Consider the following 25664-nt stretch of genomic DNA (forward strand, 5'->3'; position numbering starts at 1 on the left):
CCTCCAGGCCGCTCTCCGGGACCGCTCGCGGCACTCCCGGCCCCCGGGCCCGGCGGCCCGCTCGGAGCGCCGACGCCCGCCCGGCCCGGCCCGTCCCGCCCGGGCCCGCCCGCCGCCCCGCGGCGCGGCGGCCGCACCCGGGCTCCCCTCCCCCCCACGAGGAAAGCCCGCCATGCGCACCCGACCGTTCGCCGCCGCCCTCGCCCTCGCCGGGGCCCTCGTCCTCGCACCCGCCGCGGTGCCCGCCGTCGCCCACGGCGACACCGTCCACCTGGAGGTCACCGGTCAGGACAGTGGGCACGTCACCACCGTCGCCACCTGGGAGAACGACCACGACCCGGTCACCGAGGAGTTCGCCGGGACGCTCGCCGCGACCTCCGCCGACGGCCGGACGGCCGGGCCCTGGCGGCTGGTCGCCGTCCCCGGGCGCCCGGGGACGTACACCACCCGGGAGATGCTGCCGGCCGGCCACTGGAAGATCACCGTCGACTGCGCCTTCCCCTCGCTCGGGCACGGGGAGCGCGAACTCGACATCGAGGCGGCCGTCATCTCCGACCCGACGCTGCCCACCCCCACGGCACCGCCCACCGCGCGGCCCACGGCACCGCCCACCGCGGCGCCCACCGCCACGGCCGGGCCGGTGGTCCCGCCGACGTCCGCACCCGTGTCCGCCTCCGCCTCCGCCGGGGTGGCCGTGGCGACGGCGCCGAGCACCGCCGCCGGGACCGACGGCTCCTCGACGGCGGCCCGGGCGGCGGTCGCCACCGCCGTCGTCGCCGTCCTGCTGGTCGCCACCGGCTTCGGACTCCGCCGCCGGGCCCGCCGGAGCTGACGCCCGGACCGGAGCCGAGACGCGGCCGACGGTGATGCCCGCACCGGAGGCGGCGCGCGGACCGGAGACCGGAGCCGGCGCGCGGACCGGAGATCGGCGGGCCGGTGGAACCGTCGCGCCCGAACCGTCGTCCCCTCACTCACCGGGCGCCGCCGAGGTGTCCGACGGGAGCAAGGGAGCGTTCGCGTATGAAGAAGGTCCTGATCACCGGTGGCGCGGGATTCATCGGCAGCACCGTCGCGTCCGCGCTGCTCGACCAGGGCATCACACCGGTCGTCCTGGACGACCTCTCCAAGGGACGGCCGGAGTTCGTCGAAGGCCGGGTGTTCTACCGGGGGGACATCGCCGATGCCGGACTGCTGGACCGGATCTTCGCCGAGCACCCCGACATCGCCGCCACCCTGCACTGCGCCGCGCGGATCGTGGTGCCCGAGTCGGTCGCCCGGCCGCTGTTCTACTACCGGGAGAACGTCGCCAAGACCGTCGAGCTGCTGGAGGGCCTGCGCCGCAACGGCTGCACCCGGGTCGTCTTCAGCAGTTCCGCCTCCATCTACGCGCCCACCCCGGACGCCCGGGTGGACGAGAGCAGCCCGGTCGCCGCCGACAGTCCGTACGCGCGCACCAAGCAGATGATGGAACACGTCCTCCAGGACTGGACCCGGGGCGACGGCGCCGAGAACGTCCGCGTCGTCGCGCTGCGGTACTTCAACCCGATCGGCGCCGATCCGCGCCTGCGCACCGGCCTGCAGGACCTCCGGCCGACCCACGCCCTCGGCAAGTTGATCGAGGCCCACGCCGACGGCGTGCCGTTCACCGTCACCGGGGTGGACTGGCCGACCCGCGACGGTTCCGGCATCCGGGACTACATCCATGTGCAGGACCTCGCCGAGGCCCATGTCGCCGCGCTCACCCGGTTCGACGAGGTCGTCGAGCCGGCGGCCGACGACCGTTTCCGGGTGATCAACATCGGCACCGGCGAGGGCACCACGGTCCGCGAGCTGATCGCGGCCTTCGAGGCGGCCGTCGGGGCCGACCTCGACGTCCGGGAGGCGGCTCCCCGCCCCGGTGACGTGATCGGGTGTTACGCCGTGGTGGACACCGCCCGCGACCTGCTCGGCTGGACCGCGCGGCGCACGATCGAGGAGGCGGTCGCCGACGCCCTCGCCTGGCGGGCCAAGTGGACCGCCCAGCTCGCCTCGGCCGACCGCGCCTCGGCCGGTCCGACCGCGGCCGAACTGGCCTCGGCCTGACGGGCAGTGACTGGAGGGCGGCGCCTGACGGCCGGTACCTGACGGCCGGGCGCCGCAGGGACAGCACCCGGGGGACAGCGCCCGAGGGTACTGCTTGACGGGACCCACTCGACGAACCCGCCGACCGGGCCCGCGCGTTCTGCCGCGCGGGCCCGGTCGGCGGCCGTGTGTCCGCTACTCGGTGGGCTTCCGGTCGCCGTCCGGGGTGCGGATGAAGTCCTTGGCCTTCTCGACGCCGGTGCCGAGCGGGCCCGCGTACTTGCCGTCCGTCCGGTCGTCGATCACGCCGGCGACCTTCTCCAGGCCCTGGCCGACCAGGTCGCTGTGCTCGCGCGCGAGGCCGGTGGCCCGGCCGACGAGGTTCTTCAGACCGTCGAACATGATGTGCTCTGCTCCTCTGCTGCGGCGGCCGCGCGGTGGGCGGCGGGGGTGCGGACGGCAGCTTACCTCTACAGCGGTGTAGAAGTTACCCTCGCCCGTCGCGCGGTTCGTGTTCCGAGGACCCGGGGGACTCCTGGGCCCGCGCACCCCGCCGCCCTCCCGACCGGAACCGGGGCCACCGCCCGTCGCGTCTTCCGGCGGAGCCGACGGGTGATCGCACAGTTGGTCGAGCGGCCCGTCGGGGCAGGCGGTCGAGGAACGGAGGGGCGCGTGGGTGAGCGGGTGGCCGGGCGGAGCTGGTGGAGGTGGACCCGGAGGACGGTGATCGGGCTCTGCGGGGTGGGCCTGGTGCTGCCCGCGGTGCTGGTCGTCACCCGCCTGGGCGGCTGGGACGACGGGACGGCGCTGGCGCTCCCGGTCGTGCTGCTGCCCTACGCGGCGGTGGCCACCCTGCTGGCGCTGGGGGTGCTGCTCGCGCTGCGCTCGTGGTGGGCGGCGGGGTTGGCCGGGCTGCTGGCGGTGGTTCAGCTCTGCTGGCTGGTGCCGAGGTTCGTGCCGGAGGGCGGCACGGTGGCCGCCGACGCGCCGCGGCTGCGCGTCGCGACCAGCAACGCCTACATGGGGCAGGTCGACGCCGACGCGCTGGTCCGGCTGGTGCGCGAGCAGCGGGTCGACGTGCTCGCGGTGGAGGAGCTGCGCGGCGCCGCGGCCGCGGCGCTGGAGCGGGCCGGCATCGCCGAGGTGCTGCCGCACCGACAGCTGCCGCCGGGCCGCGACACCGCGCTGTACTCCCGGTTGCCGCTCGCGCCGCTCGACGAGTCCGCTCCGGCGGCGGCCCGGGCGCAGGTGGCCGCCGAGGTGTCGGTCGGCGGCCGGACGGTTCGGCTGACGGCCGTGCACACCTACTACCCGCTGGGTGACGCCCGGCGGTGGTCCGAGGACTTCGCGGGCCTCCGGGCGGCGGCCGAGGGCAGCACCCGCGACGCCGTCCTCCTGGGGGACTTCAACGCGACCCTGGACCACGCGCCGATGCGCGACCTGCTCGCCACCGGGCTGACGGACACCCATGCCGAGCTGGGCCGCGGCGGTTCGCCCACCTGGCCGGAGGACAACGCGGACTTCCCCCGGCTGCCGCCGATGATCCAGATCGACCATGTTCTTCATGGGAAAGGTTTGACCGCGGTGGCGGTGTCCGAGCACCGGGTGCCGGGTACGGATCACCGTGCGGTGGTGGCCGAACTCGCCGTGACGGGCTGAGAGTCGTCCGGCCGGTGCGGGCTGCCCGCACCGGCCGTCGGCCTGGCTCGGAGCGGTCGGCCGGCCTTCGCGCACCTCATGGATCAGGGTGTCCGGGTCGTCACTCCAGTCACAGGAATGATCACGATCATCACCCGATCGTGTTCGACATGACGTAGAGTCTGAGTCGGCATGCACAGGCCAGATGGGTGCGTCCGAGTGCGTCCTACCGGCGGGGGCCGGGGGCGCCGGCCCGTTCCGCGGGCACGGTCGGGCTCGTCCTGGGGCTGTCGCACAGCGGGTGAGGCTGCGGGCCGAGGGGGTGAGGTGCGTCGTGCGGGTCGAGTCACAGGTCGTGGTGGGTCGCGACATGTCTGAACAGGTGCGGCGGCGAGACGGTCTGTTCCACGATGTGGCCAGGCCTTTCCAATCCCTCGGTGTTCTGGGCATGCTCATGGGTGACCGCCGGCGGGGCGCCACCCTCGTCGGTCGCGGTGATCGGGGGCGCTGCGGCGGCTCCGGCCGCCCGGCGGCACTTCACGCTGTCCAAGGGAAAAGCCTCTTACGGATCGGAAGGTGCTCGCTGCCCCTACGCCCGCGGTCGACCGGCGACGGAGCCGGCACCGCGACCCCCTTTCCCCGTCTCCCCCCGCGGACCTCGTCCGGCGGTCGGGCGACTGTTCAGAGTCCTGTCGACGCCGCGGCCGCATCAGTCGCGGCGTGAGCGGCTCGGGCTCTTCCGGCTCGTCGGCCGTGTGTCGTCGCCTTTTCGGCGGCCGTGGCTCCGGCCCGCCGTGGCCGATCTCGCGTCCAGTGCCCCGGACGGCACCGGCAGGTCTCCATGAAGTCGAACGCCGGCTCCCTCGCGGGGAGTTGTCGGACGAAGCCCCGGCGGTGCGGTGTTCCGGGCCCGGTGCGTCCGTCCTTCGGGCGGGGCCCCGGTGGCCGGTCTCCGGGGGCGGAGCGCGGTGGACCCCACGGTCCGCCGCCGACCGCCGGACCGCCACCGGACCGTGGTCGACCAGGCACTACCGGCACGATCGTGTTGCAGGCCCCACATTCCCATGTCGAATCGAGTGGCACCCCACGATGCCCGTCGAGCAGCCGGGCGACTCAGGGCGTCACTGATTCCGAGTCGGAGGATACAGTGTCAATTCGGACTTCCACGACGCCCGGTCCTTCCCTGCGGTTATCCGATGAAGTCGTCGAGTTGGCGGCGCGTTCCGCGCAGTCCTGGCTCGACGGCCAGCTCGGTAGGAGTATGGATCTGGCCGCCGCCGCCACGCTCCGGGCGCGGGCCGGTGGGCCGGGCGCATGCACGCTGAAGGCGAGAATCTGGCACGCGACGCTGCTGACACGCGTCCGCGGTCTGGGGGCGGCCACCATCATGCTCGCCGACGACTCGTCACCTGTCCACGGTTCTGACCGAGTTGAGAAGCGTGCCGCTCATTTGCTGTGCGAGGCGGAGCTCGACCTGGCCAGGGGTGATCTGGACGGGGCGGTCGCCTCCGCGGAGGCCGGGCTCCGGCTGGCGCAACAGGCCGGCAACCGGTCGCTGACGCCGAGCGGGTTCCTCGTGATGGCCGTCAGCACGACCCGGCGGCTGGACCTCACCACGGCCCTCCAGTACGCGAACCGGCTGCGGGACCACGCGCTGCTCGGACGCGCGAACCTGATGGCCGGGCAGTGCGCCTGGGCCGTCGCGCAGGTCCTGGAGGCCCGGGACGGCACCGAGAGCATCGCCCACCTCCTCAAGGGCCTGGTGCACGACGGTTCGCTGGCACGGGAGTTGCTGGTCTCGCAGCCGGCGGCGGCGGCCTGGCTGGTCCGCGCCGCGCAGCGGTTGGGGGACGACGAGATCGCCGTCCGGACGGTCACCCAGGTCAATGAACTCGCGGCGCGCAATCCCAGTTTCCGCACCGTGCAGGCGGCCTCCGCGCACGCCATCGGCCTGTTCGAGCGCAATGCGGCGGCCCTGGAGCGGGCGTCCGGCCTGCATCTGGACCGGTGGGCCCAGGCCTCCGCGCTGGAGGACGCGAGCGCGGTGCGGTTCGCCCGCCGCTCCGAGTCGGATCAGGCCGTCGACCTGCTGAAACGCGCGGCGGACGACTACCTGGCGGTCGGCGCGTCCCGGGACGTGCTGCGGGTACGCAGCAAGCTCCGGGAGGTCGAGGGAAACAGCGGTCAGTTCTCGCGCCGCCCGAGCCGGACCAGGACGCAGGCCAGTCAGTTGACCGACACCGAGTACGCGGTGGCCGAGTTGGTGAGCCAGGGCCTCACCAACGGGCGGGTCGGGCGGCAGCTCTTCATGTCGCCGCACACCGTGGCGTTCCATCTCAAGAAGATCTTCCGCAAGCTCGACGTCGCCTCCCGGGTCGAGTTGGCCGGCACCTGGAACCGGCTCGTGGAGGAACGGACGACCGAATTGGGCGCCGAGTCCGCATTCGTGACCGGGGATCCGGTCGGCCGGTTGGCCGTGTGAGGCCCGCGCGCCGGTGCGAACGGTTCGCGGACGTTCGCGGAACCCGCCCTTCCGGTAGGGATTCCGCGGGCCACCGTCCGAACCGTCGGGACCGGCGCGTGGGCCGGCCGCGCGGCTCCTCACGGGGCCGGTGGCCACCCGCGCTACCAGACTGAGGGATGCCCGTCCGGGGCGCTTCTCCTTAGACTCGAAGAGAGTTGGAAAAGCAGTTCTCGGTGAATCGCTCAGGACAATCCAGGGGCCTTTAGTGTCTTCTCTTCTCCACATTGATTCGAGCATCCGCGCAACCGGCTCCGTGACGAGGCAGCTGTCGTCCCACTTCGCCGGCCAGTGGCGGCAGAACCACCCCGGCGACGGCTACACCTACCGGGACCTCGCCGCCCAGCCGGTCCCGCACATCACCCACGCGGTGCGCGAGTTCCTCCTGGACCCCAGCCGTGACCACGGGCTGACGCCGGAGGAGAAGGCCTTCACCGAGTCGGTGGTGGCCGAGGTCCGCGAGGCGAGCACCATCGTGCTGGGCGTGCCGATGTACAACTACGCCGTCCCGTCGACGATCAAGTCGTGGATCGACCTCCTGGTCAGCCCGGCCCACATGGTGCCCCCGGGTGCCGAGTCCGGCCCGCTGAGCGGCAAGACGGTGATCGTGGTGACCGCCCGCGGCGGCTCGTACGCGCCGGGGACCCCGCGGGAGGGCTGGGACCACCAGGAGCCCTACCTGCGCGCCGTGCTGAGCTCGATCGGCCTCGCCGACAATCTGAAGTTCGTGCACACCGAGCTGACCCTCTCGGCGATCGTGCCGGCCATGGCGGCTCTCAAGCCGCTGGGCGAGCAGTCCCTGGCGAACGCCAACGAGACGCTCAAGAAGCTGGCTCTCTGATTTCACGGCCGCCATTCGCGGCCGGCGGGCACGTCACGGCAGGCCCTTTGCCGAATTCACCCGGAGTTCGCGGGCCCGCACATCCGCGGGGGCCCGACGGATCGTCCGGAAACCGGCTCCGCGCCCATTCGGCGGGGCCGCCGTTTTCGTGCGCAGGGATATTTTCGACCCGAAACGGAGAAGGTGCGTCATGAGCGAGGCGATCTCTTACGAGGATGCCTGGGCGCGGACTGACAAGTTCGACCCTCCGGCGATTTTCGACGAGCTGCGGAAGGAGCGCCCGCTGGCGCGGATGGTCTACCCCGACGGACACGTCGGGTGGATCGCCACCAGTCACGAGCTCGCCCGGCAGGTCCTGAGCGACCCGAAGTTCAGCCACAACCTGGAGATCGGGCACTTCCCGGTCACCAAGTACGGCGGCCCGGTGCCCCAGTTCCCGGCCATGCCGGGGATGTTCATCCACATGGACCCGCCGGAGCAGACCCGGTTCCGCAAGTTGCTGACGCGTGAGTTCACCGGCCGCACGATCAACCAGCTGGCGCCGCGGGTCGAGGCCGTGGCCGCCGAGCAGATCAAGCACATGCGCGAGCAGGGCGACTCCGCCGACCTGCTGGAGAGCTTCGCCAACCCCTTGGTCCTGCGGGTGCTGTCCGACCTGATCGGCCTGCCCTACAGCGAGCGGGACCGCTACGCCGAGGCGCCGGCGGTCATGAACAACCCGTTCGGTGACGCGCAGGAGTCGATGGCGGCGTTCGCCCAGGTGGGCGCCTTCATCCACGAGACCATCGCGCGCAAGAAGGCGGAGCCCGGGGACGACATCCTGAGCCGGCTGATCGCCTCCGGGGAGCTGACCGACGAGGAGCTGGGCAACATCACCGCCCTGCTGCTGTTCGCCGGTTACGAGACCACGGAGGGCGCGCTGACGGTCGGCGTGTTCGCGCTGCTGCACCACCCCGAGCAGCTGGCCGTCCTGCGGGCGGACCCCTCGAAGATCGACGACGCGGTGGAGGAGATCCTCCGCTACATCACCGTCAACCAGTACGAGATCTTCCGGACCGCCCTGGAGGACCTCGAACTCGGCGGCCACGCCGTGAAGAAGGGCGAGACGGTCACCGTCTCGCTGCCGGCCGCCAACCGGGACCCGGAGAAGTTCGGCTGCCCGGCGGAGCTCGACTTCGGCCGGGACACCGCGGGCCACGTCGCCTTCGGCTACGGGGTCCACCAGTGCATCGGCCAGAACCTGGCCCGCCTGCAGCTGCGGGTCGGCCTGCGCGCGCTGTTGGAGGCCTTCCCCGACCTGCGCCTGGCGGTGCCGGCGGACGAGGTCCCGCTCCGGACCCACGGATCCGTCTTCGCTGTGAAGTCCCTGCCCGTTTCCTGGTAACTCCCTGCTCTCCGGAAGGAGTTCGCGGTAAGGTGCGCCCCGATCTGATCACCCCGCTCCCGGTCATCCTCCGGGAGAACGCGGTCCGTCTCACGGACAAGATCGCTTTCGAGGACGACCGGCACGCGGTCACCTACGGAGAGCTCGAAGCGCGGACGCGGAGGCTGGCCGGTCACCTGGCCGGCCTCGGCGTCCGCCGCGGGGACCGGGTGGCACTCTGCCTCGGCAACTCCGTGGCCATGGTGGAGGGCTATCTCGCCGTCGTGCGGGCCGGCGGGATCGGGGTACCGGTCAATCCGCGGGCGACGGCGGCCGAGACCGAGTACCTGCTGAGCGACAGCGGCGCCGTCTTCGCGCTCGCCGAGGCCAGTAGCGCAGAAACGTTCCTGCGCCTGTTGCCCGAGCCCGCCTCGGGCGTCAGCGTCCTGGCCACCGGTCCGGCGCCGGCTCCCGCGGGTGCCCTCGCCTTCGACGAACTCGCCGTCACCGAGCCGGCTACCGAGGCCCCCGACGACCTCGGCCTGGACGAGGTGGCCTGGATGTTCTACACCTCGGGCACCACCGGCCGGCCCAAGGGCGTGCTGTCCACCCAGCGCAACTGCCTGTGGTCCGTCGCCTCCTGCTACGTACCCGTCCCGGGGCTGTCCGAGCAGGACCGCGTGCTGTGGCCGCTGCCGCTCTTCCACAGCCTCTCGCACATCGCCTGCGTGCTCTCCGTCCCGGTGGCCGGCGCCACCGCCCGGATCATGGACGGCAGTTCCGCGGACGACATCCTCACCGCGCTCCGCGAGGACCGCTCCACCTTCCTGGCCGGCGTCCCCACCACCTACCACCACCTGGTCACGACCGCCCGGCGGACCGGCCTGTCGCTGCCCGACCTGCGGATCGGGCTGGTCGGCGGCGCCGTCACCGGCTCCGAGCTGCGCCGCTCCTTCGAGGAGGGCTTCGGGGTACCACTGGTCGACGCCTACGGGAGCACCGAGACCTGCGGGGCGATCACCATCAACCCGCCGGACGCCGCCCGGGTCGAGGGCTCCTGCGGCCTGCCCGTGCCGGGCGTCGGGGTGCGGATCGTCGACCCGCGCACCGGCCTGGACGTCGCGGCCGGCGAGGAGGGCGAGGTCTGGGTCAGCGGACCGAACGTCATGGTCGGCTACCACAACAGCCCGGAGGCCACCGCCGAGGCGGTGCGGGACGGCTGGTTCCACACCGGCGACCTCGCCCGGCGCGACGAGGCCGGCTACTTCACCATCTGCGGCCGCCTCAAGGACCTGGTCATCCGCGGCGGCGAGAACATCCACCCCGACGAGGTCGAAGCCGTCCTGCGCACCGTCGAGGGCGTCGCCGACGCCGGCGTGGCCGGGGTGGCGCACGACACGCTCGGCGAGGTGCCCGTCGCCTGGGTCGTCCCGGGGCCGGCCGGTCTCGACACCGCCGCCCTGATCGACCGCTGCCGCAAGCGGCTCTCCGCGTACAAGCTGCCGGAGCGGGTCTACGAGGTCGCGAGCATCCCCCGGACGCCCTCCGGGAAGATCGTCCGGCGCCTGCTGGCCGAGCAGCCCGCCCGGCTGCGCCACGCCGCCGACGGACACCACGACGCCCTGCTGGCACCGGCCTGGCTGCCGGCGCCGGCCGCGCCCGCCGCGGGCTCCGGGCCCGCCGCGGCCGGCTGGGCGCTGGTCGGCCCCGCCGAGGCGCTCGCCACCGGGCTGCGGGCCGCCGGCCTGGACGTCCGGGTCCACCCCGACCTCGCGGCCCTGGACGCCGCCGTGGCCGCCGGTGAGCCCGCTCCCGGTGTGACGGTGCTCGCCCCGGTCCCCGGTGGCGCCGACGGCCGGGCGGCGGCCGTCCGTCCGGTCCCGGCCGGAGCCCGGCTGGTCCTCCTCACCCGGGGCGCGGTCGGCGCCACCACCGGGGACGGCGCGCCGGACCTCGACGGCGTCCCGCTCTGGGCCGTCGTGCGGTCCGTCCAGGCCGACACCGACCGCCCCGAGACGGTGACCCTGCTCGACCTCGACGGCGACGCGGACCTCGACGGCGACCTCGACGGTGGCGCGGACCTCGACGGCGACCGCGAAGGCGGTGCGGACCGCGCGGCCCGTGCCCTGCTCGCCGCCGTCGCCTCCGGTGAGCCCCAGCTCGCGCTGCGCGCCGGGGAACTGCTGGTCCCGAGACTCGTCCGCGTCCCGGTGATCGACCGGCCGCGACCCGCCGACGCGCCGGACCTCGGCACGACCGTGGTCGTCACCGGTGCCGGCACGCCCGCCGGTGCGGCGTTGGTGGGCCACCTGGCGACCGCCCACCGGGTGGAGCGCCTGCTGCTGGTCGACTCCCCGATGCCGGGGGAGGCCCCCGAACCCGCCGCCGAGCCGGCCGGGGTCGCAGTCACCCGGGTGACCGCCGACCCGACCGACCCGGCCGCGCTGCGGACCGTGCTGCGCGCCGCGCTGGCCGGCCTCGGCCGCCCGGTGACCGCCGTGGTGCACGCCGCCGCCGACCCCGCCCTCGCCCTGGCCCTGGACGAGCTCACGGCCGGTACCGAGCTCGCCGCCTTCGTCACCGTCACCGGGACGGCCGCTGTTCTGGGAGCCCCCGCGGCCCCCGACACGGCCGTGGCCGAGGCGCTGACCGAGGCGCTGGCACACACCCGCCGGCTGAGCGGCCGTACCGGTGCGGCGCTGTCCTGGAGCACCGGTGAGGAGACGGCCGACGCCGGGGCCGACCGGGCCCGCCGCCTGCGGGACGGGCTCGCCGCGTTCGACCTGCTGATCGAGACCGGCACCCCGGCGCTGGTGGCGCTGCGGACCGGTCCGTTCGAGCCGGAGGGCCCCGTCCCGGCCGTGCTCCGCTCCCTCGCCGCGGCGGCACCGGCGGCCGCCCGGCCCGACGAAGCCGTCACCGCCGCCCTGCGCGAGCGCCTGGCGGGCCTGGACGAGCGCGCCCAGCTCGCCCTGCTCGAAGAGCTCGTCCGGACCGAGGCCGCCGCCGTCCTGACCCGGCCGGGCGCCGGGCCGATTCCGGCCGGCCGAGCCTTCCGCGACCTCGGACTCACCTCGCTCGCCGTCGTCGAACTGCGCAACCGGCTGACCGAGAGCACCGGGCTGCGCCTGCCCGCCACCGTCAGCTTCGACCACCCGACGCCGGAGGCGCTGGCGGCCCACCTGCGGGCCCGCGCCCTCGGCCTCGACGAGGCCCAGGCGCCGGCCGCCCGCGCGCTGCCCGCCGACCCGGACGAGCCGATCGCGATCGTCGGCATGGCGTGCCGGCTGCCGGGCGGGGTCACCGGACCGGACGAGCTGTGGCAGCTGGTCAGCGAGGGCCGGGAAGCCCTGTCCGGCTTCCCGGAGGACCGCGGCTGGGACCTGGAGCGGCTGTTCTCCGGAGATCCGGAGCAGGCCGGTACGTCCACCGCCGACCGTGGTGGCTTCCTGCGCGACGCCGGGCTGTTCGACGCCGGGTTCTTCGGGATCTCGCCGCGTGAGGCGCTGGCGATGGACCCGCAGCAGCGGCTGTTGCTGGAGGCGTCCTGGGAGGCCATGGAGCGGGCCGGGATCGACCCGGCCGGGCTGAAGGGCGCGGACGTCGGGGTGTTCTCCGGCGTCATGGGCCAGAGCTACGGCGCGGGCGGCGCGGCGCCGGCGGAGCTGGAGGGCTTCGTCGCCACCGGCACGGCGTCCAGTGTGGCCTCGGGCCGGGTGTCGTACGTGTTCGGGTTCGAGGGGCCGGCGGTGACGGTGGACACGGCGTGCTCGTCCTCGCTGGTGGCGATGCACCTGGCCGCGCAGGCACTGCGGCGCGGGGAGTGTTCGCTGGCGCTGGCCGGCGGCGCGACCGTGATGGCGACGCCGGACACCTTCGTGGAGTTCTCGCGCCAGCGGGCGCTGGCGGCCGACGGCCGGTGCAAGTCCTACGCGGACGCGGCGGACGGCACCGGCTGGGCCGAGGGCGCGGGTGTGGTGGTGCTGGAGCGGTTGTCCGAGGCGCGGGCCAACGGGCACCGGGTGCTCGCGGTGGTGCGCGGCAGCGCGGTGAACCAGGACGGCGCGTCGAACGGTCTGACCGCGCCGAACGGCCTGTCCCAGCAGCGGGTGATCCGCAAGGCCCTGGCCAACGCGGGCCTGACGACCGCCGAGGTGGACGTGGTGGAGGGGCACGGCACCGGCACGGTGTTGGGTGACCCGATCGAGGCGCAGGCGCTGCTGGCCACCTACGGCCAGGACCGGCCCGCGGACCGGCCGCTCTGGCTCGGGTCGTTGAAGTCGAACATCGGCCACACCCAGGCCGCGGCCGGTGTGTCGGGCGTGATCAAGATGGTGCAGGCCCTGCGGCACGGCGTGCTGCCGCCGACGCTGCACGTGGACGCGCCGTCCTCCCAGGTGGACTGGTCGGTCGGAGCGGTGGAGCTGCTGACCGAGGCGCTGGAGTGGCCGGAGACCGGCCGCCCCCGCCGGGCCGCCGTTTCCTCCTTCGGTGTCAGCGGCACCAACGCGCACCTGATCCTGGAGCAGGCCCCCGAGGAGGCCCCGGTCGCGGTCGATGCCGCGCCCGACGCCGTGCTGCCCCTGATGCTGTCGGCCAGGAGCGTGACCTCGCTGGCGGCCCAGGCCGGGCGGCTGACGTCCCTGGCGGGCGCGGTCGACACGGCGGCACTGGCGGGTGCGCTGGTCTCGCGCCGGGCACTGATGGACGAGCGTGCGGTGGTGGTGGCGGGTTCGTCGGAGGAGGTGCTGGCGGGGCTGGGTGCGCTGGCGCGGGGTGAGTCGGCTCCCGGTCTGGTGGCGGGCAGCCTGTCCGGTACGGGCCGGACGGTGCTGGTGTTCCCGGGGCAGGGTTCGCAGTGGGCCGGGATGGGTCGTGAGCTGCTGGAGTCCTCGCCGGTGTTCGCCGAGCGGGTGGCGGCGTGTGCGGCGGCGCTGGAGCGCTGGGTGGACTGGTCGCTGGTCGAGGTGCTGCGGGGTGAGGCGCCGGCCGAGCTGCTGGAGCGCGTGGATGTGCTGCAGCCGGCGAGCTTCGCGGTGATGGTCGGCCTGGCCGCCGTTTGGGCGTCCGTCGGTGTGGTCCCGGACGCGGTGGTCGGGCACTCGCAGGGTGAGATCGCGGCGGCCTGTGTGTCGGGCGCGCTCTCGCTGGAGGACGCGGCGCGGATCGTGGCGGTGCGCAGCCAGGTGATCGCCGGCAGCCTCGCGGGGCGCGGTGGCATGGCCTCGGTGGCGCTGTCCGAGGCCGAGGCGCTGACCAGGCTGGAACCGTGGGCGGACCGGGTGGAGGTGGCGGCCGTCAACGGCCCCGCGTCGGTGGTGGTGGCCGGTGACGCCGAGGCGCTGGACGAGGCCCTGGCGGTGCTGAAGGCCGACGGGGTCCGGGTGCGCCGGGTCGCGGTGGACTACGCCTCCCACACCCGCCACGTCGAGGCGATCGAGGGGACGCTGGCCGAGGCCTTCGCGGACATTCGCAGCCAGGCCCCGCGGATCCCGTTCTTCTCGACGGTCACCAGCGGCTGGGTCGACGAGCCCGGGGTGCTGGACGGCGGCTACTGGTACCGCAACCTGCGCGGCCAGGTCCGCTTCGGCCCGGCCGTCGCAGCCCTCCTGAGCGAGGGTCACACCGTCTTCGTCGAGTCCAGCGCCCACCCGGTGCTGGTCCAGCCGATCAACGAGATCGTGGACGAGGCCGCTGTCGAGGCCCTGGTCACCGGCTCGCTGCGCCGCGACGAGGGCGGACCGCGACGGCTGCTCACCTCGATCGCCGAACTCTTCGTCCGGGGCGTCCCGGTGGACTGGACGGGCGTGCTGCCCACCGGCACCGCCCCCGTCGACCTGCCGACCTACGCCTTCGACCACCGGCACTACTGGCTGCGGACCGCCCCGGCCACCGACGCGGCCGCGCTCGGCCAGGCCTCCGCCGACCACCCGCTGATCGGCGCGATCGTCGGTGTGCCCGGCTCCGGCGGCTTCATGACCACCTCGCGGTGGTCGCTCGGCGCGCACTCCTGGCTGGCCGACCACGTGGTGGGCGCCGCCGTGCTGGTGCCGAACGCGGCCCTGGTCGAGCTGGCCGTGCGGTTCGGTGACGAGGTCGGTACGCCGACCGTCGCCGAATTGACGGTGGAGCGGCCCGTGGTGCTCCCGCTGCGCGGGGGCAGGTCCGTTCAGATGATCGTCGGAGCGGCGGACGAGGCCGGCCGGCGCACCGCCGAGGTCTACTCCCGCGCGGACGACGCGGCGCTGGACGCGCCGTGGACACGCCACGCCCACGGCACGCTGACCCCCACCCCGGCGGACGACCGGGCCGCCCGGCCCGCCGGCGGCCCGGCGACCGAGGTCGCCCTGGACGACGCGGCCGGTCCCGCCGACCGCTACGGCCTGCACCCGGCGCTGCTCGACGCGGCGGTCCGCACGATCCTTCCGGAGGGCATGCTCGCGGCCGAGTGGCGCGGGGTGACCCTGCTCGCCTCGGGCGCCTCCGAACTGCGGGTCCGTACGTCCGAGTTGTCGGACGAGGGGGCCCGGCTGGAGCTGAGTGACCCGGCCGGTGGGCCGGTGCTGGCCGCCGACGCGGTGCTCGCCCGACCGTTCTCGCCGGAACAGGACGGGATCACCAGGGAGTTGACGCAGGACGCGCTGTTCCTTCCGCAGTGGACCGCGCTCTCGCTGCCCGCCGTGGACCGGGTGCTCAGCACGGCCGCGGTCGTGACCGCGGCGGACGTCGAGGCCCTGGCCGCCTCGGAGAGCCCGGCCCCGGACGTGCTGCGGTACGCCGTCGAGCACCCGGGCGGCGATCCCCGGGCCGCCGTGGCCGCTTCCCTGGCCCTCCTCCAGGCCTGGCTCTCCGCACCCGCGCTGGCACAGTCCCGGTTGGTCGTGGCGGTCACCGGGGACGCGGGCGATCTCGCCGCCGCCGCCGTGTCCGGCCTGCTGCGCTCGGCCCAGTCCGAGCACCCGGACCGCATCGTCATCGTCGAACTCGACGAGGCCGAGGCCGCGTTGCTGCCCGCCGTGCTGGCCAGTGGTGAACCGCGGGTCCGGGTGCGGGCCGGCGTGGCCGAGGTGCCCCGGCTGGTGCGCGCCACCGTCCCGCCGAGCGCCGAGGCCGCCGACAGTGCCACGCCGGCCGACAGCACCGCGCCGGGCGACAGTGCCACGCCGGCCGACAGCACCGCGCCGGGCGACAGCGCCGGAACGGTCGGCACCCGGGGGCTCGACCCCGCCGGTACCGTCCTGGTCACCGGTGGGACCGGCACGCTGGGCGCGTTGGTCGCCCGGCAGTTGGTCACCGCGCACGCCGTCCGGCACCTGCTGCTCGTCAGCCGCCGGGGCCCCGCCGCCGAGGGCGCGGCGGAACTGCGCGAGGAACTCACCGCGCTGGGCGCCACCGTCACGGTCACCGCCTGCGACACGGCCGACCGCGACCAGGTCGCGGCGCTCCTCGCGGCGGTGCCGGCCGAGCACCCGCTGACCGCCGTCGTCCACACCGCCGGCGTCCTGGACGACGGCGTGGTCACGGCGTTGACCCCGGAGCGGGTGGACACCGTGCTGCGGCCGAAGCTGGACGCGGCCCTGCACCTGCACGAGCTGACCCGGGAGCTGGACCTCGCGGCCTTCGTGCTGTTCTCCTCGGCGGCCGGTGTCCTGGGCAACCCCGGCCAGGGCAACTACGCGGCGGCCAACGCCTGCCTGGACGCGCTCGCCCACCGGCGGCGCGCGCTCGGCCTGCCCGGCGTCTCGCTCGCCTGGGGCTACTGGAGCCAGGCCAGCGGCATGACCCGCCACCTCGGCGCCGCCGACCTGCACCGCACCCGGCGCCTGGGCATGGTCGGGCTCTCGGACGCCGAGGGAATGGCGCTGTTCGACGCCGCCCTGCGCGCCGACGCCGGGACGCCCGCCGCGCTGGTGGCCGCCAGGTTCGACCTGCCCGCCCTGCGCGCGGCGGCCCGCGGCGGCCCCGTCGCACCGCTGCTGCGCGGTCTGGCGCCCGCCGGGCGGCGGACCGCCCGGACCGCCGACGGCACGGACACCGCCCCGCTGCGGGAGCGCCTCGCCCGCCTGGGCACGGCCGAGCGGACGGAGGAGCTGGTGGCCCTGGTGCGCCGGCACGCCGCCAACGTGCTCGGCCACGCCGCCCCCGACGCCGTCCGGGCCGACCGCGCCTTCAAGGAGGCCGGCTTCGACTCGCTGACCGCCGTGGAGCTGCGGAACCGGCTGGCGGCCGCGAGCGGGCTCACGCTCTCCTCGACCATCGTCTTCGACTACCCGAAGCCGGCGGCCCTGGCCGAGCACCTGCGCGTGCGGCTCTTCGGCGCCGCCCCGTCCGAGGGCGCCACCGCCGCCGAGGGCACTCCCGTCGGCGGGGCCGCCGACCCCGACGAGCCGATCGCGATCGTGGCGATGTCCTGCCGGCTGCCCGGCGGCGTGCACAGCCCCGAGGACCTCTGGCGGCTGGTGGCCGAGGGCGTCGACGCCGTCACCGAGTTCCCCGAGGACCGCGGCTGGGACATCGAGCGGCACTACGACGCCGACCCGGACAGCGCGGGCAAGACCTACGTCCGCCACGCCGCCTTCCTCGACGACGCCACCGGGTTCGACGCCGGCTTCTTCGGCATCTCCCCGAACGAGGCGCTCGCCATGGACCCGCAGCAGCGCCTGCTGCTGGAGACCTCCTGGGAGGCGTTCGAGCGCGCCGCGATCGACCCCACCGGGCTGAGCGGGCAGGACATCGGCGTCTTCGTCGGCGTCAACAGCCACGACTACACCGTGCGGATGCACCAGGCGGCCGGGGTCGAGGGGTTCCGTCTCACCGGCGGCTCCGCCAGCGTCCTCTCGGGCCGCGTCGCCTACCAGTTCGGCTTCGAGGGACCGGCCGTCACGGTCGACACCGCCTGCTCCTCGTCGCTGGTCGCCCTGCACCTGGCCGCGCAGGCGCTGCGCCGCGGCGAGTGCTCGATGGCGCTGGCCGGCGGTGTGATGGTGATGGGCAACCTGGAGACCTTCGTCGAGTTCTCCCGCCAGCGCGGGCTGGCCCCGGACGGCCGCTGCAAGGCCTTCGCGGACGGTGCCGACGGCACCGGCTGGGCCGAGGGCGTGGGCGTGCTGCTCGTCGAGCGGCTCTCCGAGGCGCGCCGGCGCGGGCACCAGGTGCTCGCGGTGGTCAGCGGCAGCGCGGTGAACCAGGACGGCGCGTCCAACGGTCTGACCGCGCCGAACGGCCTCTCCCAGCAGCGGGTGATCCGCAAGGCGCTGGCGAACGCGGGCCTGTCGCCGGTCGAGGTGGACGCGGTGGAGGCGCACGGCACGGGCACCGTACTGGGCGACCCGATCGAGGCGCAGGCGCTGCTGGCGACCTACGGCCAGGACCGGCCCGCCGACCGGCCGCTCTGGCTCGGGTCGGTCAAGTCGAACATCGGCCACACCCAGGCCGCGGCCGGCGTGGCCGGCGTGATCAAGATGGTGATGGCCATCCGGCACGGCGTGCTGCCCCGGACGCTGCACGTCGACCGGCCCTCGACCCATGTGGACTGGTCGGTCGGCGCGGTCGAGTTGCTGACCGAGGCCCGGCAGTGGCCGGAGACCGGCCGCCCCCGTCGGGCGGGGGTGTCCTCCTTCGGTATCGGCGGGACCAACGCGCACGTCCTGGTGCAGCAGGCCCCGGCCGAGACCGCGGCCCCGGCCCCGGCCCGGTCCGAGGCCGACCCGACGGTGCCCGTGCCGGTCCCGCTCTCGGCCAGGACGGCGGCCGCGCTGCGCGGCCAGGCCGGACGGCTCGCCCGCTTCGTCGACGACCGGGCCGACCTCCCGCTCGCCGATACGGCCCACGCGCTCGCCACCACCCGGGCCCGGCTCGACCACCGCGCCGTCGTCCTGGCGGGCGACCGCCGACAGCTGGCCGACGCCCTGCGCGCCCTCGAACACGGCACGCCCGGTACCGCGACCGTCGTCGGGAACGCCGCCGACGCCGCCGCCGACGGCAGGCTGGCCTTCCTGTTCACCGGCCAGGGCAGCCAGTGGGCCGGTATGGGCCGCCGGCTCGCCGAGGCGTTCCCCGTCTTCCGGGACGCCTTCGCCGCCGCCTGTGCCGCCGTCGAGCGGCACCTGGACGGCCACCTGGCGCGGCCGTTGCGCGAGGTGGTCTTCGCCGACCCCGGGACGACGGAGGGCGCGCTGCTCGACGAGACCCTGTACACCCAGGCTGGCCTCTTCGCCCTGGAGACCGCGCTGTTCCGGCTCTTCGCCTCCTGGGGCGTCCGGCCGGACCTGCTGGCCGGTCACTCGATCGGTGAGATCACCGCCGCGCACGCGGCCGGCGTCCTGGACCTGGCCACGGCCGGTGAACTGGTCGCCGCCCGCGGCCGGTTGATGCAGGCGCTGCCCGCCGGCGGCGCGATGGTGGCCGTCCGGGCGACCGAGGCCGAGGTCGCGCCGCTGCTGGCCGGCACGGCCGGGGCGGTCGGTGTCGCGGCGGTCAACGCGCCGGACTCCCTGGTGCTCTCCGGCGCCGAGGAGGCGGTGCTCGCCGTCGCCGCCGAGCTGGCCCGCGCGGGCCGCAAGACCCGGCGGCTCGCCGTCAGCCACGCCTTCCACTCGCCGCTGATGGAGCCCATGCTGGCGGAGTTCGAGGCCGTCGCGGCCCGGCTGACGTACCGGCCGGCCACCGTCCCGGTCGTCTCCACCCTCACCGGCGCGCTCGCCGAGGACGGGCACTTCGGCACCGCCGGGTACTGGGCCGACCAGGTGCGGCACGCCGTCCGGTTCGGCGACGCGGTCGGGTCGCTGCGCGACCAGGGCGCCGTCACCTACCTCGAACTCGGGCCGGGCGGGGTGCTGACCGCGATGGCGCTCGGCACGCTCGGCGAGCAGGCGCGGGGCTGCCTGGCCACGCTGCGCACCGACACCCCCGAGGACACCGCCGTCCTCACCGCGCTCGCCGAACTGCACGTGCGCGGGGTGGACGTGGACTGGCCCGCCGTCCTCGGCCGGCCGGGCACCGCGGGCGTGGTCGGGCCGGCGACGGCGGTCGGGCCGGTGACGGCGGTCGGCGCCGAACTGCCCACCTACGCCTTCCAGCACGAGCGCTACTGGGTCGAGAGCGGCGCCGCCGCGGACGCCGAGGCGCTCGGCGCCCGCAGCACCGGGCACCCGCTGCTCGGCACCGTCGTCGAGGTCCCCGCGGACGGCGGCGGCACCGGTGCCGTCCTCACCGGGCGGCTGACCCGGCGCAGCCCCGGCCTGCCGGTCGACCCGACCGGCGCCGGCGACACCGTCGTCCCGGCGGCCGTGCTGCTGGACCTGCTCGTCCGGGCCGGCAGCGAGACCGCCAGCGGAGCCGTCCGGCAGATCACCGTCGAGACGCCGCTGACCCTGCCCGAGCACGGGCACCTCCAGCTGCGGGTCGCCGTGGCGGCCCCGGGCCCGGACGGCCTGCGCCGCGCCGGTGTGCACTCCCGCCCGGCCGGCCCGGAGCAGGGCCCGTGGACCTGCCACGCCCGCGCCCTGCTGGCACCCGGCCTGCCGAGGCCCGCCTTCGACCTGCGGAGCTGGCCGTCCGCCGACGAGGCCGAGGACACCGCCGGGCCCGCCGCCAAGGTGGCCGGTGTCCGCCGGCTCTGGCAGCGCGACGGCCGGCTGCTCGCCGACATCGAGCTGTCCGCCGAACGGGCCGACGAGGCCGGGACGTTCACGCTCCACCCGGCGCTCATCGACACCGCGCTGAAGGTCCTCGCCGCCCACACCGGCAGCGGCGACACCGACGACCGCGACCGCGAGCCGGCCGCCTGCGCCGACCTGGCCGTCTACGCGGAGGGCGCCGCCGCGCTGCGGCTGCGGATCACCCCGGCCGGCGACGGCGCCCACCTGGTCGAACTCGCCGACCCGGAGGGCGAACCGGTCGCCGCCTTCGGCCCGGTGACGCTGGAGCGCGCCGCCGCTCCCGCCGAGGCGCTCGGGGCGGGCACCACCCCGGTCACCGCCCCGGTCACCGCCGCGCCGACCCCGGCGCACGCCCCGCTGGCCCGGCGCGTTGTGCGCCGCGGTGCGGCGGCCGGCGGCTCGCTGGCCGCCCGGCTCGCCGACCTCGCCGGCGCGGAACAGCACCGCCTGCTGATGGACCTGGTACGGGAGAGCGCCGCCGCCGTCCTCGGCCACCAGGAGGGCGCCGAGTCCTTCGACGGCGGCCGGCCCTTCCGGGAGCTCGGCTTCGACTCCCTCAGTGCCGTCAAGCTCCGCAACCGGCTGCACGACTTCACCGGTCTGTCCCTGCCGACCAGTCTGGTCTTCGACTACCCGACCCCGGCCGCGCTGGCCGACCTGCTCCGCGCCGAACTGCTCGGCGAGGGCCCGGCGAGTGCCCCGGTGCCCGCCGCGGCCGCGACGGACCCGGACGAGCCGATCGCCATCGTCGCGATGAGCACCCGGCTGCCGGGCGGGGTGACCAGCCCCGAGGAGCTCTGGACGCTGGTCTCGGAGGGACGCGACGGGCTCTCCCCCTTCCCCACCGACCGGGACTGGGACGTCGACAAGCTCTACCACCCGGACCCGGCGCACCCCGGCACCAGCTACACCAGGGTCGGCGGATTCCTGCACGACGCGGCCCAGTTCGACGCCGGACTCTTCGGCATCTCGCCGCGTGAGGCGCTGGCGATGGACCCGCAGCAGCGGCTCCTGCTGGAGACCTCGTGGGAGGCCCTGGAGCGGGCCGGGATCGACCCGCTCTCCACCCGGGGCCGGGACATCGGGGTCTTCACCGGCATCGTCCACCACGACTACGTGACGAGGCTGCGGCAGGTGCCCGACGACGTCCAGGGCTACGTCATGACCGGGACGTCGTCGAGCGTGGCCTCGGGCCGAGTGTCGTACGTGTTCGGGTTCGAGGGCCCGGCGGTGACGGTGGACACGGCGTGCTCCTCCTCGCTGGTGGCGATGCACCTGGCCGCGCAGGCACTGCGGCGCGGCGAGTGCTCGATGGCGCTGGCCGGCGGCGCGACCGTGATGTCCAGCCCGGATGCCTTCCTGGAGTTCTCGCGCCAGCGCGGCCTCTCCGCCGACGGTCGCTGCAAGGCCTACTCCGCGACGGCCGACGGCACCGGCTGGGCCGAGGGCGTGGGCGTCGTGGTGTTGGAGCGGCTCTCCGAGGCGCGGCGCAACGGGCACCAGGTGCTCGCCGTGCTGCGCGGCAGCGCGGTGAACCAGGACGGCGCCTCCAACGGTCTGACCGCGCCCAACGGCCCCTCGCAGCAGCGGGTGATCCGCCGGGCGCTGGCGAACGCGGGCCTGGACGCGTCCGAGGTGGACGTCGTCGAGGGCCACGGCACCGGCACCTCGCTGGGTGACCCGATCGAGGTCCAGGCGCTGCTGGCCACCTACGGCCAGGCCCGGCCCGCCGACCGGCCGTTGCGGCTCGGGTCGCTGAAGTCGAACATCGGCCACACCCAGGCCGCGGCCGGTGTGTCCGGTGTGATCAAGATGGTGGAGGCGATGCGGCACGGTGTGATGCCCGCGACGCTCCATGTGACCGAGCCGACGCCGCAGGTGGACTGGGCGGCCGGAGCGGTGGAACTGCTGACCGAGGCACGCGAGTGGCCGCGCGACGGCCGCCCGCGCCGCGCCGCGGTCTCCTCGTTCGGCGCGAGCGGCACCAACGCGCACGTGATCCTGGAGGAGGGGCCCGAACCCCTCCGGGCGGAGCCGGCCGCGGCGACCGCGCCCGACGCCGTGCTGCCGCTGGTGGTGTCGGCGAAGAGCACCGCGTCGCTGGCCGGCCAGGCCGGTCGGCTGGCCGCCTTCGTCGAGGCGTCGCCGGCGCCCCTCACCGGGGTGGCGGGGGCGCTGGTCGCGCGACGCGCGGTGCTCGGCGAGCGTGCGGTGGTGGTGGCCGGTTCGCGCTCCGAGGCGCTGGCCGCGCTGGGCGCGCTGACCCGGGGCGAGTCCGCGCCGGGGCTGGTGACGGGCAGTGTGTCCAGCCCGGGCCGGACGGTGCTGGTGTTCCCGGGCCAGGGTTCGCAGTGGGTCGGGATGGGTCGTGAGCTGCTGGACTCCTCGCCGGTGTTCGCCGAGCGGGTGGCGGCGTGTGCGGCGGCGCTGGAGCCGTGGGTGGACTGGTCGCTGGTCGAGGTGCTGCGCGGGGAGGCCCCGGCCGAGCTGCTGGAGCGCGTCGATGTGCTGCAGCCGGCGAGCTTCGCGGTGATGGTCGGCCTGGCCGCCGTCTGGGCCTCGGCCGGCCTGGTGCCGGACGCCGTCCTCGGCCACTCGCAGGGCGAGATCGCGGCTGCCTGCGTGGCCGGTGCGCTGTCCCTGGAGGACGCGGCCCGGATCGTCGCGGTGCGCAGCCAGGTGATCGCGGGCAGCCTCGCCGGACGCGGCGGGATGGCCTCGGTGGCGCTGTCCGAGAGCGACGCCGTCGAGCGGCTGGAGCGCTGGGCAGACCGGGTCGAGGTGGCGGCCGTCAACAGCCCGACCTCGGTGGTGGTGGCCGGTGACGCCGAGGCGCTGGACGAGGCCCTGGCGGTGCTGAAGGCCGACGGGGTCCGGGTGCGTCGGGTGGCGGTGGACTACGCCTCGCACACCCGGCACGTGGAGGCGATCGAGGGGACGCTGGCCGAGGCCTTCGCGGACATCCGAGGCCAGGCCCCGCTGGTGCCGTTCTTCTCCACCGTCACCGGCACCTGGGTCGACGAGGCGGGCGTGCTGGACGGCGGCTACTGGTACCGCAACCTGCGTGGCCAGGTCCGCTTCGGCCCGGCCGTCGCCACGCTGCTCGGCGAGGGTCACACCGTCTTCGTCGAGTCCAGCGCCCACCCGGTGCTGGTCCAGCCGGTCAACGAGATCTTCGACACCGCCGCGGACGACAGCGTCCGGCTGCGCGCCGTCGTCGGCGGCACGCTGCGCCGGGACGAGGGCGGCCCGCGCCGGCTGCTCACCTCGATGGCCGAACTGTTCGTCCGGGGCGTCCCGGTGGACTGGACCGGCCTGCTGCCCACCGGCGCCGAGTCCGCCCGGGTGGACCTGCCGACCTACGCCTTCGACCGCCGGCACTTCTGGCTCCAGGAGGGCGAGACGCCCGACGACTCCGCCGCGGCGGCCGAAGGCGCGGACTCCGACTTCTGGGCCGCCGTCGAGCAGACCGACGCCGACTCGCTCGCCCACCTGCTCGACCTGGCCTCGGCCGACCAGCGGGACGCGCTGCGTACGGTCGTCCCGGTCCTGGCGGACTGGCGGGGCCGGCGACGCCGCCGGTCGAGCGCCGAGAAGCTGCGGTACAACGTCACCTGGCGGCCGCTCGAACGCGAGGCCGTCGGGGTGCCGGGTGGCCGGTGGCTGGCCGTCCTTCCCGTCGGCGGGCCGGCGGACGCGTCCGCCGCCGACCTGGCGGCGGCGCTGGCCGGGCAGGGGCTCGACCTCGTCACGCTGGAGGTCGCGACCGGCGCCACCCGGGCCGACCTCGCGGAGCGCCTGACCGCTGTCCTGGCCGAGCACGAGGTGACCGGCGTGCTGTCGCTGCTCGCGCTCGCCCCCGGGACCGCCCCGACCGACCTGGGCGCCACCGCGGCGACCCTCGCGCTGATCCAGGCCCTGGGTGACGCGGGGGCCGGCCGCCCGCTCTGGTGCCTCACCCGGGGCGCCGTGAACATCGGCATCCAGGACACCCTCACCGCACCGGCCCAGGCCGCGCTGTGGGGCCTGGGCCGTGCCGCCGCCCTGGAGTTCCCCGACCGGTGGGGCGGCCTGATCGACCTGCCGGCGGCGAACGACGCCCGGACGACGCAGTACCTGCTCGGCGCCCTGAACGGCACCGCCGGCGACGACCAGCTGGCCGTCCGCCGCTCGGGCGTCTACAGCCGCCGACTGGTCCGCAAGCCCGCGCCGGAGCCCACCGCCGGCGGCGGTTGGCAGCCCAGCGGCACCGTGCTGGTGACCGGCGGCGCCGAGGGGCTCGGCCGGCACGCCTCGCTCTGGCTGGCACGCTCCGGCGCCCGCCGGCTGATCGTCACCACCGGCCCCGGGACACCCGAGGAGGCGCCGGCCGGGCTGCGGGAGGAACTCGCCGCCCTGGGCACGGACACCACCGTGCTCTTCCGCGCCGACGCCGACCGCGACGAGATCGCCCGGCTGGTCGCCGGGAGCCCGGCGGACCAGCCGCTCACCGCCGTGCTGCACGCGGCCGACATGGCCTGGACCAGCTCCGTCACCGACACCGCCGCGGCGGACCTCGCCGAGGTGTTCGCCGCCAAGGTGGACACGGCCTTCTGGCTCGACGACCTGGTCGCGGACGCCCCGCTGGACGCGTTCGTGGTGTTCTCCTCGATCGCCGGCGTCTGGGGCGGCGGCGGGCAGAGCGTCTCCGGCGCGGCCAACACCGTGCTCGACGCCCTGGTCGAGTGGCGCCGGGGACGCGGCCTGCGGGCCACCTCGATCGCCTGGGGCGCCCTCGACCAGATCGGCGCCGGGATGGACGAGGAGACCCTGGTCCAACTTCGCCGCCGGGGTGTCCTGCCGATGGCCCCGCAGGTCGCGATGACGGCCTTCGAACAGGCGGTGGAGGCCCGGGAGAAGTTCGTGTCGGTGGTCGACATGGACTGGGACGCGTTCATCCCGGCGTTCACCTCCGTCCGGGCCAGCCCGCTGTTCGCGGACCTCCCGGAGGCGGACGCCGCCCTGCGGGCCTCCCAGCCGGACGCCGGGAACAGCGACACCACCTCCTCGTTGGTGGACTCGCTGCGGGCCGTGCCGGAGGCCGAGCAGAGCCGGATCCTGCTGAAGCTCGTCTGCGGCCAGGCCGCGACGGTCCTGGGCCACAGCAGCGCCGAGAGCATCGGACCGCTGCAGGCCTTCCAGGAGGTCGGCTTCGACTCGCTGGCCGCCGTCAACCTCCGCAACAGCCTGCACGTGGCCACCGGTCTGCGGCTGCCGGCGACGCTGATCTTCGACTACCCCACCCCGGACGCCCTCGTCGGCTACCTGCGCTCCGAGCTCCTGCGGGACACCGGCGACGACCTCGACGGGCGGGAGGACGACCTGCGGCGCGCGCTCGCGGACGTCCCGTTCGCCCGCTTCAAGGAGGCCGGCCTCCTGGACACCCTGCTCGCCCTCGTCGAGACCGAGGAGGCCCCCGCGACCGACGCGGCGGCCGAACCGGCCGAGGACGACGCCGACCTGATCGACGCGATGGACGTCGCCGACCTCGTGTCGCGCGCCCTGGGCAAGACGACCTGACCCGGACGACCCGGATGCCCC

9 protein-coding genes are annotated in these 25664 nt (G+C 75.2%); 7 read left to right on the forward strand and 2 right to left on the reverse strand.

Annotated features, from left to right (window positions below; all coding sequences use genetic code 11):
• The first annotated feature begins 172 nt into the window (after window positions 1–172).
• Both ACFXHB_RS09645 and galE read left to right on the forward strand, forming a co-directional pair.
• Window positions 173–832 carry a hypothetical protein gene (locus ACFXHB_RS09645; RefSeq protein ID WP_380573333.1) on the forward strand — a complete coding sequence of 220 codons (660 nt, stop codon included), beginning with the start codon at window positions 173–175 and terminating at the stop codon, window positions 830–832.
• 188 nt (window positions 833–1020) lie between these two features.
• A complete protein-coding gene (gene galE / locus ACFXHB_RS09650) occupies window positions 1021–2082 on the forward strand; it encodes a UDP-glucose 4-epimerase GalE (RefSeq protein ID WP_380573334.1) in 1062 nt (353 codons plus the stop codon).
• A gap of 174 nt (window positions 2083–2256) precedes the next feature.
• On the opposite strand, the gene ACFXHB_RS09655 is transcribed toward galE, so the two are convergent.
• On the reverse strand, window positions 2257–2463 hold the full coding sequence (locus tag ACFXHB_RS09655) for an antitoxin (protein WP_380573336.1): 207 nt from the start codon (window positions 2461–2463) through the stop codon (window positions 2257–2259).
• 270 nt (window positions 2464–2733) lie between these two features.
• Between ACFXHB_RS09655 and ACFXHB_RS09660 the strand changes: the two genes are divergently transcribed.
• A complete protein-coding gene (locus tag ACFXHB_RS09660) occupies window positions 2734–3720 on the forward strand; it encodes an endonuclease/exonuclease/phosphatase family protein (protein ID WP_380573338.1) in 987 nt (328 codons plus the stop codon).
• 325 nt (window positions 3721–4045) lie between these two features.
• Here ACFXHB_RS09660 and ACFXHB_RS09665 read toward each other — a convergent pair whose 3' ends face one another.
• Window positions 4046–4249, reverse strand: coding sequence for a hypothetical protein (locus tag ACFXHB_RS09665; protein WP_380573339.1), 204 nt, complete (start codon window positions 4247–4249; stop codon window positions 4046–4048).
• 660 nt (window positions 4250–4909) lie between these two features.
• Here ACFXHB_RS09665 and ACFXHB_RS09670 point away from each other — a divergent pair.
• From ACFXHB_RS09670 to ACFXHB_RS09685, 4 genes are all read left to right on the forward strand, one after another.
• On the forward strand, window positions 4910–6181 hold the full coding sequence (locus ACFXHB_RS09670) for a response regulator transcription factor (protein WP_380573340.1): 1272 nt from the start codon (window positions 4910–4912) through the stop codon (window positions 6179–6181).
• A 247-nt stretch (window positions 6182–6428) separates the two neighbouring features.
• Window positions 6429–7061 carry an FMN-dependent NADH-azoreductase gene (locus ACFXHB_RS09675; RefSeq protein WP_380573341.1) on the forward strand — a complete coding sequence of 211 codons (633 nt, stop codon included), beginning with the start codon at window positions 6429–6431 and terminating at the stop codon, window positions 7059–7061.
• Window positions 7062–7251: 190 nt separating this feature from the next.
• The gene (locus ACFXHB_RS09680; protein ID WP_380573342.1) at window positions 7252–8445 is read left to right on the forward strand and encodes a cytochrome P450; all 1194 of its coding nucleotides are present in this window, start codon (window positions 7252–7254) and stop codon (window positions 8443–8445) included.
• A gap of 32 nt (window positions 8446–8477) precedes the next feature.
• Window positions 8478–25643 carry a type I polyketide synthase gene (locus ACFXHB_RS09685; RefSeq protein WP_380573343.1) on the forward strand — a complete coding sequence of 5722 codons (17166 nt, stop codon included), beginning with the start codon at window positions 8478–8480 and terminating at the stop codon, window positions 25641–25643.
• Window positions 25644–25664 lie beyond the last annotated feature (21 nt).

Origin of the sequence: Kitasatospora sp. NPDC059327 (assembly GCF_042752535.1) — a bacterium.
In the GTDB taxonomy this organism is placed as follows: Bacteria; Actinomycetota; Actinomycetes; order Streptomycetales; family Streptomycetaceae; genus Kitasatospora.